Raw genomic sequence first — 12552 nt, 5'->3', positions numbered from 1 at the left:
GCACCGAGACGAGCAGCAGCAGCGGCTGGCGCAGCGACTTGAAGGTCGCGACCATGACCACGTAGACGATGAGGATCGCGGCGAGCATCGCCAGGCCCAGCTGCCCGAACGAGTCGGCCTGCTGCGAGGCGACGCCGCCGACCTCGGCGGAGGCGCCGGCGGGGAGCTTGACCTTCGCGATGGACGCGTTCACGGAGGCTGTCGCCTCGGCGAGGTTGTCGGAGGTCGGGGGCACGGTCACCGTCGCTGTCCGCTTGCCCTTCTCGGTCGTGATGGAGGTGGGCCCCTCCTTCTGGTCGACCGTCGCGACGTCGCTCAGCCGTACCGGGCCGAGGGCCGACGGGACGACCAGATCGCGGAGCGCGGCGACCGTGGTCGGCGGCTCCGGGTTCGCAAGGTAGACCGTCAGCGTGGTGTCGGCGATCTCCACGGAGCCGAGCTGCTGCGGGCGCATCGCATTCGACACGATCGATCCGACTGCCACCTCGGACAGCCCGTGGGCCGCCGCCTTGGCACGGTCAACGGTCACGGCGATGTACGGCAGCGACGCGGCGAGGTTGTCGGTCACCTGACCGATCCCGTCGCGGCCCTTCAGGTCCTTGACGAGCGCATCGGTCGCCTTCTGCAGGTCGTCGCCGTTGGACGCCGTCACGGTGATCGCGATGTCGCTGGATCCGAAGCCCCCGGACGAGCCGGCGACGGTGATCTCACCGGCGTCCTTGATGCCGTCGATCGCCTTCTGCACCGTGGCGCGCAGCTTCTCCTGGTCGACGCCGCTGTCGGTCTGCACCGAGTAGGTCACGCCGGCGCCGCCCGAGAACGCATCGCGCAGCGCGGAGCCGCTCGACCCGATCGAGGCCTGCACGTGCGTGATCCCGTCGACGTCCTTGAGCGCGTCCTCGACCTTCTTCGCCGCGTCGGACTTGGCCTGCAGGCTTGCGGTCTGGCCGAGGTCCTGGGTGACGGTCATGGTGTTCTGGCCCGAGTCGCCGAGGAAGTTCAGCTTCATCAGCGGAGCGGCGGCGAGGGTCGCGCCGAGCACCACGACCGCGATGACCACCGTGATCGCGGAGTGCTTCAGCGTCCAGCCGAGGATCGGCCGGTAGGCGCGCTGGAGCGGGGTCGGCGGTGCGGCCGGGTCTTCGGGGTCGATGCGGCGGCCGTTCTCGTCGAGCAGCGGCTTGCCGGGCCGGAGGAACCAGTAGGCCAGCACCGGCACGATGGTCAGGGCCACCAGCAGCGACGCCACCATCGCGATGGTCACCGTCATGGCGAACGGCCGGAACAGCTCGCCGACCATGTCGCCGACGAAGACGATCGGCAGGAACACGGCGACCGTGGTGATGGTCGAGGCGGTGATCGCCGCCGCCACCTCGCGCACCGCGAGCCGGATCGCGTCGCCCTTGTCCGCGCCCTCGACGTAGTGCCGTTTGATGTTCTCGATGACGACGATCGAGTCGTCGACGACGCGTCCGATGGCGATCGTCAGCGCACCGAGCGTGAGCATGTTCAGCGAGTACCCGAACGCCTGCAGCCCGATGAACGTGATGAGCACCGAGGTCGGGATCGAGATCGCCGTCACCAGCGTCGAACGGATCGACAACAGGAAGACGAGGATGACGATCACCGCGAAGGCGAGTCCGAGCAGGCCCTCGGTGGCGAGCGTCTCGATGGACTGCTCGATGAACGGGGCCTGGTCGAAGATCACCGTGAACTTCGCGTCGGGGAACGACTTCTTCAGGTCGTCGATCGCCGAGAGCACGCCCTTCGACACCTCGACGGTGTTCGCCGACGGCAGCTTCGTGACCGCGATCGAGAGCGCGTCCTTGCCGTCCACCCGGGAGATCGATGTGACGGGGTCGTTCTCCTGCTTCACCGTCGCGACGTCGCCGATCGTCGCATCGGTCCCGACCAACGGCAGCTTCGCGATCTCCTCGGCGGAGGAGATCTTCGAACCGGTCTGCACCGTGTAGGTCTGATCCCCCTCGGTGATGTCGCCGCCGGGGAACAGCACCCCGTTCTGCTGCAGCGCGTTCGAGATCGCCTGCGTGCCGGCCTGGCGCGCGGCGAGCTTCGCGGGATCGGGCGTGATCGTGACCCGCTGCCCGACGCCGCCGACGAGCTGGGCGGCGTTCACGCCCTTGACGTCCTCGAGCTTCGGCAGGGCGACGCTCTGCAGCTCGTTCTGCGCCGTCGTGGCGTTGTCGAAGCCGGTCACGGCGATCTGGATCACCGGGAAGTCGTCGATCGACACCGAGAGCACCTGCGGCGTGACGTCCTTCGGCAGCTGCGAGGAGATGCGGTTGATCGCCTGCTGCATCTTCTGCTCGGCGGTCGCCAGGTTCGTGCCGTAGGCGAAGGTCGCCTGCACGATCGAGGCGTTGGTGTTGCTGGTCGCGGTGGTCGACTCCAGGCCGGGGACGCCCTGGATCGCCTGCTCGACCGGGGTCGAGACGTCGTTCTCCACGACTTCGGGCGACGCGCCGGGGTAGCTGCTCATCACCACGAGCGCCGGGAGCTCGAGCGACGGGATGAGCTCCTGCTTGAGGTTCGTCAGCGCGAGCCCGCCGAAGACGGCGGCCACGATCGTGATCAGGGCGATGAGCGCGCGGTTCCTCAGGCTGAGGACGGCGAGTTTCGACATGTTCGGGTCTCTCGGTCAGTCGGTGGTGCTGTCGGTCTGCGGATGCGGATCGCCGAGGATGCCGGCGAGCGCGAGCTCGATGGTGCGTGCGGGGAGAGGGGCGTCGTCGAGGTGGGCCTGCCAGATCGTCCCGTTGATGAACACGGCCGCGGCGAGCGCCCGGTCGTCACCGTGCTCTGCCTCGAAGAAGCCGGCGAGCTGCGACGACCAGCGCCGCGCGAGCGCCCGGAGCTGAGGATCGCTGATCGCGGCGGTGACCACCGCCCGGTCGGCCTCCGCCGACTTGGCGTCGGCGAGTCCGTCGTGCACGATGCGGGCGAGCACGGCGGGGGTCGCCCCGTGCTCGGCGACGACCGCACGCACCTCGGCCATCTGCTCGTCGATCTGCGCGACGAGGGTCTTCAGGGCGGCGGCGCGCAGGTCGTCGAGCGTGTCGAAGTACTGCGTGGTGGCGCCGAGCGGGACGTCGGCCCGGGCGGCGACCATGCGGTGGGTGATGGCGTCGACCCCGACCTCGACGATCAGCTCGGCCGCGGCGCCCACGATAGCGCGGCGGCGCGCCTCGGGATCGCGTCTGCGGCGTGCGGCGTCGACCATGTCCCTCCCCTGGACGGTGCGTACATGTACGTTTGTACATCCCGCCCCCTTGGCATCTCCTGGGAGCCCGCCGCGCTCGCTCCGGGATCAGAGCACGGTGCCGAGCGCGAGGCCGCCGGCGGCCGCCGCCAGGCCGAGCACGAGCATCCCGGCGGCGTTGAACGCGGAGGCCCTCCGCTCGCCGTCGCGCCACAGGGCGACCGTGTCGAGCATCGCCGTGCTGAAGGTCGTGTAGCCCCCGAGGAAGCCCGTCCCGACGATGATCGCGACACCCGGCAGCATCCCCGCCACGATGCCGAGCGCGAACGACCCGGTGAGGTTGATCGCGAACACGCCCCAGGGGAACCGGGTGCCCGCGAGCTTCGCGATCCCGAGGTCGACGAGGTAGCGCACCGCGGCACCGAGCCCGCCGGCGAGCGCGGCCAGGACGAACACCAGCGGGGTCATCGCTCCCCCTCCGCCCGCGGCCGCGCGACCCGGAGCCCGAGAGCCACCGCGGCCAGGCCGAGCACGATGCTCCCGGCCGCGTAGGCGAGCGCCAGCAGCGGTGCGCGGGTCCAGAGCTCCACGGAGCCGACGGCGAGCGCGCTGTAGGTGGTGAACCCGCCCAGCACCCCGGTGCCGAGGAGGAGCCGCACGGTGCCGGAGGGCAGCCGCGCGGCCAGCACCCCCAGCAGGAAGGCGCCCGCGACGTTCGCGGTCAGCACGCCGAGGGGCACCCCGCCCGCATCCGGCACGACGAAGCCGAGCAGCATCCGCGCCGCGACGCCGATCGTCCCGCCCGCGGCGACGACGAGGGCGCGGGCGAGGATCACCCCGCCACTCTACGCCGAGCCCCCGGCGGTCCGGTCAGCCGGCGGCGACCTCGTCCCGCGCGGCGATGAACGCGGCCGCGCAGGCCCGGATGTCGCTCTCCGAGTGTGCCGCGGACAGCTGCACGCGGATGCGCGCCTCGCCCCGCGGGACCACGGGGAAGGAGAACGCCGTCACATAGACCCCGTGGCGCTGCAGCGCGTCCGCCGTCTTCGCCGTGATGACCGCGTCTCCGAACATCACCGGCACGATCGGATGGCTGCCGGGGAGGAGGTCGAACCCGGCATCCGTCATCAGCGTGCGGAACAGCTGCGCGTTGCCCGCCACCCTCTCTCGGAGCTCGCCGGAGGCCGCCAGCAATGCGAGCGCCTCGAGCGTCCCGGCGACGATCGAGGGGGCGAGGGTGTTCGAGAAGAGGTACGGGCGGGCGCGCTGACGCAGCAGGTCGACGATCTCCTGGCGGGCGGCGACGTATCCGCCGGACGCCCCGCCGAGCGCCTTGCCAAACGTGCCGGTGAGGATGTCGACCCGGCCCTCGACGCCGCACAGTTCCGGCGTCCCGCGGCCGTCGGCCCCGACGAAGCCCACGGCGTGCGAGTCGTCGACGAACACGAGCGCGTCGTACTCCTCGGCCAGGTCGCAGATCTCCTGCAGGGGCGCGTAGTAGCCGTCCATCGAGAACACGCCGTCGGTGACGATCACCCGCCGGCGCGCGTCGGAGCTCTCCTTCAGCCGCTCCTCCAGCTCCGCCATGTCGCGGTTCGCGTACCGCAGCCGGCGCGCCTTCGAGAGCCGGATGCCGTCGATGATCGAGGCGTGGTTGAGGGCATCCGAGATGATCGCGTCCTCCGGCCCGAAGAGCGTCTCGAAGACGCCGCCGTTGGCGTCGAAGCAGGACGAGAAGAGGATCGCGTCCTCGACGCGCAGGAAGTCGGCGAGCGCGCGCTCCAGCTGGAGATGCTGCTCCTGGGTGCCGCAGATGAAGCGGACGCTGGCGAGCCCGTACCCCCACTCGTCCAGGCCGCGGTGCGCCGCCGCGACGATGCGCGGGTCGTCGGCGAGGCCGAGATAGTTGTTCGCGCAGAAGTTCAGCACCTCCGCTCCGGCGACGTCGACCGTCGCCGCCTGCGGGCCCCGGATGCCGCGCTCCCTCTTGGTGAGGCCGGCCTCGTCGATCGCCGCGAGCTCCTCGCGCAGCTGGTCTCCGATGGTTCCGTACATGTCACACTTCCGTCCAGTCGAGGATGATCTTCCCGGTCGCCCCGGAGGCGGCGGTGTCGAAGGCCCGTTCCCAGTCGCGGGCCGGATGCCGGTCGGAGACGACCGAGGCCACCCGCTCGCGCAGCACGGGGCTGGTCTGCAGCATCGCGGACATCGAGTTCCAGGTCTCGAACATCTCCCGGCCGTAGATGCCCTTGATCGTGAGCATGTGCGTCACGACCTTGCCCCAGTCCACCTCGTAGGGCTTGCTCGGCAGGCCCAGCATCGCGATGCGCCCGCCGTGGTTCATGTTCTCGATCATCTCGGGCATCGCGGTCGGGGCGCCGGACATCTCGAACCCGACGTCGAAGCCCTCCCGCATCCCGAGTCGGGGCTGCACGTCGGCGATCCGTTCCTCCGAGACGTCGACGACGGCGTCGGCACCCATCCTCCCGGCCAGCGCCAGACGTTCTGCCGAGACGTCGGATGCCACGATGAACCGTGCCCCGACATGCCGGGCCACCGCGATCGCCATGAGCCCGATCGGGCCGCATCCGGTCACGAGCACGTCCTCGCCGACCACCGAGAAGGCCAGCGCGGTGTGCACGGCGTTGCCGAAGGGGTCGAAGATCGCAGCGACGTCGAGATCGACATCGGCGTGGTGCACCCACACGTTCTGGCCGGGGATGACGACGTACTCCGCGAACGCGCCGTCACGGTGCAGGCCGAGGCCGAGGGTGCGGATGCACATCTGCCGGCGCCCCGCGCGGCAGTTGCGGCACATGCCGCAGACGATGTGCCCCTCGCCCGAGACGATGTCCCCGACCGCGACGTCGTGCACGAGCGCCCCGACCTCGACGACCTCTCCGACGAACTCGTGCCCGGCGATCAGCGGCGCCGCGATGTTCGACGCGGCCCAGTCGTCCCAGTTGCGGATGTGCAGATCGGTGCCGCAGATGCCGGTGCGCAGCACGCGGATCTTGACGTCGGCGGGACCGGGCTCCGGCTCAGGACGGTCGACGAACTCGAAACCGGCGCCCGGAGCGGGCTTGAACAGCGCCTTCACTGTTGCTCCACCTGCCCGCGGTGTGACGATCCACCAGTTCGGGGTCCGCCGCGGGCGTGTGAACGCGGATCCGTCGCTGCGCAGAGACTGCGTGTCCAGGATACCCGGAGTGGTCGCAGATCGTCAGGTCTGGACGACGCAAGGCGAGCAGAATGTGAGACCTGGACAGATTCACGTCGTGCAGATTGGCCGAGCGGGCGTAGACGCGGCCCTCCGCGGCCCGGGGCCCGCCGAGTTCCGTAGACTCGGGCAGAGGCGGGACTCCGCCGGCAGGATCGGGAAGACGACACGCGAGTGAGCATGAGAAGGGCCTTCGGCTGGTCGCGTCTGCTCACCGCTGCCGTGTGCGTCGCGGCCCTCGCGCACCGCCTCGTGTGGGGGCTGGGGCCGCAGACCCTCTCCGGCGAGAACTTCTTCGCCTATCTGACGATCCAGTCCAACATCGCGTACGCGGCCCTCGCGGTGGTGGCGGGCGTGATCGCGCTGCGGGCCGACGAGGATCCGCCCTGGCTGACCGCCGCCCGTGCCCTCGTGCTGAGCTGGACGATCACGGCCGGACTCGCGTTCTCGCTGATCGTCTGGCAGGCCGGCGTCCGGGGCATCCCGATCACCGTCCCCTGGTCGGACATCGTGCTGCACTTCGTGCTGCCGGGATGGGCGATCCTCGCCTGGACGCTCGGTCCGGGGCGGGGGCGGGCATCGTGGTGGACCGTTCCGTTCGTCCTGCTCTACCCGGTGGTCTGGGGCCTCTTCACCATCTGGCGGGGCGGGATCATCGGCTGGTACCCCTACTACTTCCTCGACCCGCGCCAGGTGTCCGGGATCCCGGAGCTCGTGATCACCTGCGCCATCGCGCTGGCGATCTTCGCGCTCGTCGCGTCGGGGCTCGTCGCCCTCAGCCGGATCGACCCGGACGTCGTGTTCTCGCGGCGCGCGGCGGAGCGTCCGCCGAAGGGACCTGCGACGGCGCGCCCACGGATCGCTCAGGAGCCGGCAGTGGGCAGGAAGTAGGCGAGCGAGCCACGTGCCGCCGCCTGCGCCGAAGAGTCGTCGAGCGCGGCGAAGGCCTCCGCCGCGGCGCCGCCGACGATGCCGACGAGCACGGGTTCGCCGGTGGCCGGCTGCAGGTTGAGCCAGGTGCGGATCGCCCCGTCTCCCCCGACGACATGCCAGATCTCGGCGTCCGCCTGCCAGAAGGCCTTGTCGAACCGCATCCAGACCGTCTCGATGAAGCCCGTGCCGAGGGCGGCGATCGCACCGCGGTGCGAGAAGGGCAGGGCCGGAGCGAACTCGATCCCCTGATGCTGCAGCACGCCGAGCGGCGCGGTGACGATCACGCGGTCGAAGGAGAGCGACTCCCCGGTGCCCATCCGCAGGCTGACCCCGGAGTCGTCGTAGGCGACCCGGACGACGGGAGAGCTCACCGTGACCTTGAGGTCCTTCAGCGCCTCGTCGAGCAGCGCGCCGACGTCGCCCTTCGCGCCGCTGAGCGCGTCCGGGGGGAACGCCGGCGGATACCAGCTGGAGGCGCGCGAGGCGTCGACCCCGGAGACGGCCTCCAGCCACGCGAGCGCGGCCGCGACCTCGGGATCGTCCTCGGCGGCGCCGGACGCCTTCAGCGCCTCGGCGACGGAGACGTCGGCCGGGAGCCTCTTCGCGGCGTCGACGGCCTTCTGCAGAGAGGACCCGTCGACGCTCTTCGTCGGCCCGCTCTCCGCCTGCCCGGTCGCCGTGCCGAAGGCGATCTCCTCCACGCCGGCCGCCGTGAGCTTCGCGGCGAGCGACGCCGGATCCTCCGGGGCGGAGAGCCAGGCGCCGAGCTGAGCCGGCACCGGCCAGTCGTCGCCGGAGACCGTCTGCAGACGTCCCCCCGTCCGGTCGCGGGCCTCGAGGATGGTCACACGATGGCCGGCATCGGCCAGCACACGGGCGGCGGTCGCGCCGGCGATCCCCGCGCCGACCACGGCGATCCGCTCACCCGAGGAGGCGAGGTCGCGCACCGTGATCGCCGCGCGGCGCCCCGACTCCAGCGCGCCGACGACGGTGCCGGGGCGCGCCGCGTCGAGTGCTTCGCCGGCCATGAACACGCGGTCGGCGACGGGCTCGTTGAGCGCCTCGCGGTGCTGAGGCGTCGCCCCTGAGGGCAGATAGCTCGTCGCGCCGTAGGCGTACGAGTCCGTGGACCAGGTGCTGCGCAGCATCGTCTTCGGCGCGGGAACCCCGCCCGGATCGATCGAGGGTCGCGGAGCGGGCGACGAGGACGACGGCGTGGGCTGGGGCTCGGGGGTGCATGCGGCGAGCAGCACCGCGACGGCGCCCGTCCCGGCGCCGACGAGCAGAGTGCGTCGCGTGATGCTCATCGTGCAGCCAGACTATCCCGCCCGCGACGACGGGCGCCGCTCTCCGGGAGGAGGGCGACGCCCGTCGAGGGGGCCGGAGGCCGGATCAGAGCCGCGCCGCCGCGTAGACCCGCAGTGCATCGCGGACGAACTCCGCACCCCGCGAGCCGCCCTCCGCCGTGGCGTAGTTCGCCCCGAAACGGGGGTCGGCGACGTACATCTCGCCGAGTCCGGTGACGTAGGCCTTCACGTCGCCGCCGGGGACGGCGGCGGGCGCGCCCGGCACCTCCGTCAGCCACTCGACGTGACGGCGGGCGAGTTCCTGCGCCTCATCGGACGCGGGGTCGGCGCCGCTCTCCGCGACCGCGATCCAGTCGCGGTTCAGGTCGGCGACGCGCTGCTTCCAGGCGTCCCGCTGCTGGTCGGTCATACCGCGCCACCAGCGGTCGCCGTCAGCGTAGGCCTTCTCCCCCCAGCGCTCCTCGACCTCGTCCTTGTACTGCGTGTGGTCGAACCCGTCGAACATCTTGTCCGCCATGAGGTCCTCCCCTCCTTTCAATGCCGTGATGGTGGTCTCGACGGAGGCGATCTGCCGTCCGAGGCGCTCCTGCTCCTGCCTCAGCAGTCCCAGGTGCGTCTCGAGCGCGGATGCCTCGGCGCCTCGATCCCCCGCACCCGCCGGGCGCGAGAGCACCTCGGCGATCTGCGGCAGACCGAGCCCGAGTTCGCGCAGCAGCAGAATCCGCTGCAGCCGCACGAGTGCGGCCTCGTCGTAGTGCCGGTAGCCGTTCGCCGCGATGCGCGAGGGGGTCAGCAGGCCGATGTCGTCATAGTGGCGCAGCGTCCTGCTGGTCGTGCCCGCGAGCCGGGCGATCTCCTGGATGGACCAGTCCATGGCATCCTCCTTCCGTCGATGACTCCACGCTAGAAGTTGACGTTGCGTCAATGTCAAGCGCTTGCCATCGCAATCCTCCGATTCGTCCGGCTCGACTATGATCGACGCGGCCCGCTGTGCAGGCCGCCGAGGACCTCTCCCCGCCCTCGGACGACAACCGGAGGAAACCACTCACCATGCGTGAAACGCTCGAGAACCCGCCCGGCGGCGTCGCCCGCCGCACCGTCCTGAAGGCCACCGCCTGGTCGGCCCCCGTCGTGGCGATGGCGGTGGCGACCCCGTTCGCCGCCGCGAGCACGACGATCGACCTGAAGCTCGAGGCACAGCCGTTCGGCGACTCCCTCAGCGCGTTCAGTCCCGATGGCGTGACCCGGTACACGCTCGCCTTCCCGGGAGCCTTCTCCGCTTCGGCCGCCGGCGCGACACCTGCCCCGGTGGGCTCCACCCTCATCGCGGTGTTCGACTCCCGCCTCGTCGGCGGTCTCGCCGTGACCGTGGGAGGCCAGCCCGCGGTCGCCGGGAGCACCACCACGTCGGGCAACCGCACCACCGCCACCTTCACGGTGCCGGTCGAGATCCCCGCGAACGGCGCCTCGGTCACGGTCGAGCCGGTCTTCGGCACCTGGAACACCGACACCTGGGTCGCCGACGCCGAGCCCTACGTCCTCACCCTCCAGGCTCCGGCCGGGACGACCGACCCGAACCAGGCCGACAACTCCGTCACCAGCACCGCGGTGTACACGGACGCGTTCGATGAGGGCGTCACCGCGACCTGGGGCACCGCGACCGTCCCGCAGACCGGCGCTCCGTCGTCTCCGTTCACCGTCGCCGTCCCGCAGACCGTCACGCTGACCGCCGTGGCCCCGGGTGAGGTGCCCAGCGGGCAGGGGTTCAACATCTGGGGTCCCACGAGCCTGCTCACGAGCACCCCGTCGAACACCTTCACCGGTGTCTACATGGCCGTCTCCGTCACCAGCGCGACCCTCGACGGCGCCGACGTGCTCTCGTCGATCGGCACCCCGACGGGCGACCTCAAGAACGGATTCCACGTGGACGTGAACACCGCGATCCCGGCCGGAAAGCAGCTCGTGATCGGGCTCGACGTGTCGGTCGACACCGCGTCGCGCGAGCACGTCTACGCAGGCGGCTCCGTGAACCTGACGTCGAGCGGCGGCGACCGCAACGACGCCAACAACGCCACGAACGCTCCGGCCTGAGACCCGTTCCGAGAGGGCGTCCCGTCATCGACAGGGCGCCTTCTCGGCATCTTCCCGGGATCCGCTCTTGACAGACTCGAGATATATCGTGTTATCCTCGAAACACGCGATATATCTCGATATCGCGACTTCACATCAGGAGAGACAGACATGACCGAGAAGTGGCTCATCGCCCCGGGCGAGGAACGCGTCATCGACATCGCGTCGGCATCCCGGCTCAAGGTCGGACTGGTCGGCGGCCAGGTGGACATCGTCGCGCACGACGAACCCGGCATCCGCATCGAGGTGCACGGCGTCACCATCAAGGACCTCAGGATCGAGTCCGACGGCACGCAGGTCGAGATCGACCACCCGCAGCTGGGCTGGGACAACTTCCTCGAGGTGTTCCGCAACTTCGGCTCGGGAGGACCCAAGGCCGAGGTCAGCATCGCCGTCCCCCGCTCGATCGCCCTCACGCTCGGCGTCGTCAGCGCCGGCGCCCTCGTCTCGGGCATCCGCAACGACGCCCGCCTCAACACCGTCTCCGGCGAGATCATCGTCGACACCCTGATCGGCGACCTGTCGGTCAACTCGGTGTCCGGCGACGTGCAGATCCGCGAGCTCACGGGCACGCTCTCCGCCAACAGCGTCTCCGGAGACGTCGCGGTGACCGGTGCCGTGCGCAAGGCCACCATCGACACCGTCTCCGGCGCCGCTCTGGTGGACGCCACGGGAGACGTGAACACGATCGCCCTGAACACGGTCGCGGGATCCTCCACCATCCGCCTCGACGAGACGCTCCCCGCGAACTACGTGGTGCGCTCGATGAGCGGCCGCCTGCTGATCGACGGGATCGAGCGCTCGACCAGCGGCCCGAGCAACTACTCCGGCTCGGCCGGGGAGCTCGCCGGCAGCTTCGTCGACGTGCGGGCCAACTCCGTGTCCGGCAACATCACCGTGCTGCGCCGACCGCTCACGACCGTCGCGGACGACCCGGAGTGGGAGGAGGCATGAGCCCCGCGGTCTTCTCCCACGGCGACCTGCGGCTCTACCTGCTGTCACTGCTCGCCGAGGCGCCGCAGCACGGCTACGGCATCATCCAGGCGCTCACCGATCGCACCGGCGGCACCTACACGCCGAGCGCCGGGACGATCTACCCCCGCCTCGCGAAGCTCGAGGAGGAGGGGCTCGTCAGCAAGACGGTCGACGGCCGGACCACGATCTACTCGATCACGGATGCCGGACGCGCCGAGCTCGCGGCCCGCGAGGACGACCTGGCCGGGATCGAGTCGGGACTCGCCGACTCCGTGCGGCTGATCGCCAGCGAGGTGCGGCAGAGCGTGCAGGAGGCGATGAAGAGCCTCCGGGCCGATCTCGCCACCGCCGCACACGACGAGCGCACCTCGGCGAAGGCCCGGGTGAAGGCGACGCCCATGACGGACGACCGCATCGCGAGCCGCGAGAACCTGCAGCGGGCGGACGCCTCGATCAGCTCGTTCCGCGCCCGCGTGCGCAGCGATCTGCGGACGCACGTCGCCCGGGGCGGCAGCCTTCCGATGTCGGTCGTCACCGAGCTCGAGGACGCGATGGACGGGGCCGCACGCGCGGTGACCCAGGCGCTCGGCTCGTTCGACCACTGAGCCGCGGTGAGAGGGCCCCGGTGCGCATCCCGCGCGCCGGGGCCCTCCTCGTGCCGCCGGATCGAGTCCGCCCCGCGCCCGCCCGACCTCCCTGCGCCCTGCCGCCGACCCGGTGCCGAAACCGCGCCCGCCACGCACCGGGAGGACGGGATCGCACCGGGA

At 70.9% G+C, this 12552-nt stretch carries 12 protein-coding genes; 4 read left to right on the top strand and 8 right to left on the bottom strand.

Features of this window, described 5'->3' with window-relative positions; translation table 11 throughout:
- The 6 genes from ABWO84_RS15630 to tdh form a co-directional block, all read right to left on the bottom strand.
- On the bottom strand, window positions 1-2644 hold a 2644-nt coding region (locus ABWO84_RS15630; protein WP_353116228.1), incomplete at its 3' end, for an efflux RND transporter permease subunit.
- Window positions 2645-2659: 15 nt separating this feature from the next.
- Window positions 2660-3241, bottom strand: coding sequence for a TetR/AcrR family transcriptional regulator (locus ABWO84_RS15625; RefSeq protein WP_353116226.1), 582 nt, complete (start codon window positions 3239-3241; stop codon window positions 2660-2662).
- 87 nt (window positions 3242-3328) lie between these two features.
- On the bottom strand, window positions 3329-3688 hold the full coding sequence (locus tag ABWO84_RS15620) for a fluoride efflux transporter FluC (RefSeq protein ID WP_353116224.1): 360 nt from the start codon (window positions 3686-3688) through the stop codon (window positions 3329-3331).
- Window positions 3685-4056: a fluoride efflux transporter FluC gene (locus ABWO84_RS15615; protein ID WP_353116222.1), complete on the bottom strand. Its 372-nt coding sequence runs from the start codon at window positions 4054-4056 to the stop codon at window positions 3685-3687. The genes ABWO84_RS15620 and ABWO84_RS15615 overlap by 4 nt, the downstream gene beginning before the upstream one ends.
- Before the next feature lie 34 nt (window positions 4057-4090).
- Window positions 4091-5275: a glycine C-acetyltransferase gene (locus ABWO84_RS15610; protein WP_353116220.1), complete on the bottom strand. Its 1185-nt coding sequence runs from the start codon at window positions 5273-5275 to the stop codon at window positions 4091-4093.
- Between the two features lies 1 nt (window position 5276).
- Window positions 5277-6320, bottom strand: coding sequence for an L-threonine 3-dehydrogenase (gene tdh, locus ABWO84_RS15605; protein WP_353116218.1), 1044 nt, complete (start codon window positions 6318-6320; stop codon window positions 5277-5279).
- Window positions 6321-6620: 300 nt separating this feature from the next.
- Here tdh and ABWO84_RS15600 point away from each other — a divergent pair, with 300 nt between their 5' ends.
- Window positions 6621-7331, top strand: coding sequence for a Pr6Pr family membrane protein (locus ABWO84_RS15600; RefSeq protein WP_353116230.1), 711 nt, complete (start codon window positions 6621-6623; stop codon window positions 7329-7331).
- Here the strand turns inward: ABWO84_RS15600 and ABWO84_RS15595 are convergent.
- Together ABWO84_RS15595 and ABWO84_RS15590 are read right to left on the bottom strand one after the other, a co-directional pair.
- Window positions 7304-8680: a flavin monoamine oxidase family protein gene (locus ABWO84_RS15595; protein WP_353116216.1), complete on the bottom strand. Its 1377-nt coding sequence runs from the start codon at window positions 8678-8680 to the stop codon at window positions 7304-7306. The two genes, ABWO84_RS15600 and ABWO84_RS15595, sit on opposite strands and share 28 nt — an antisense overlap.
- 85 nt (window positions 8681-8765) lie before the next feature.
- Entirely contained in the window at window positions 8766-9554 is a 789-nt protein-coding gene (locus tag ABWO84_RS15590; RefSeq protein WP_353116214.1) for a MerR family transcriptional regulator, read from the bottom strand.
- Window positions 9555-9730: 176 nt separating this feature from the next.
- On the opposite strand from ABWO84_RS15590, the gene ABWO84_RS15585 reads away from it, so the two are divergent.
- The 3 genes from ABWO84_RS15585 (at window position 9731) to ABWO84_RS15575 (ending at window position 12390) form a co-directional block, all read left to right on the top strand.
- A complete protein-coding gene (locus tag ABWO84_RS15585; protein WP_353116212.1) occupies window positions 9731-10771 on the top strand; it encodes a hypothetical protein in 1041 nt (346 codons plus the stop codon).
- Window positions 10772-10921: 150 nt separating this feature from the next.
- The gene (locus ABWO84_RS15580) at window positions 10922-11764 is read left to right on the top strand and encodes a DUF4097 family beta strand repeat-containing protein (protein WP_353116210.1); all 843 of its coding nucleotides are present in this window, start codon (window positions 10922-10924) and stop codon (window positions 11762-11764) included.
- Window positions 11761-12390 carry a PadR family transcriptional regulator gene (locus ABWO84_RS15575; protein WP_353116208.1) on the top strand — a complete coding sequence of 210 codons (630 nt, stop codon included), beginning with the start codon at window positions 11761-11763 and terminating at the stop codon, window positions 12388-12390. Before ABWO84_RS15580 ends, ABWO84_RS15575 begins: the two co-directional genes overlap by 4 nt.
- Window positions 12391-12552 lie beyond the last annotated feature (162 nt).

It is taken from the genome of Microbacterium sp. (assembly GCF_040394595.1).
Classification (GTDB): domain Bacteria; phylum Actinomycetota; class Actinomycetes; order Actinomycetales; family Microbacteriaceae; genus Microbacterium.
Note: the sequence above shows the minus strand (reverse complement) of the source record. Positions and strands in the feature narration are given on the sequence as shown.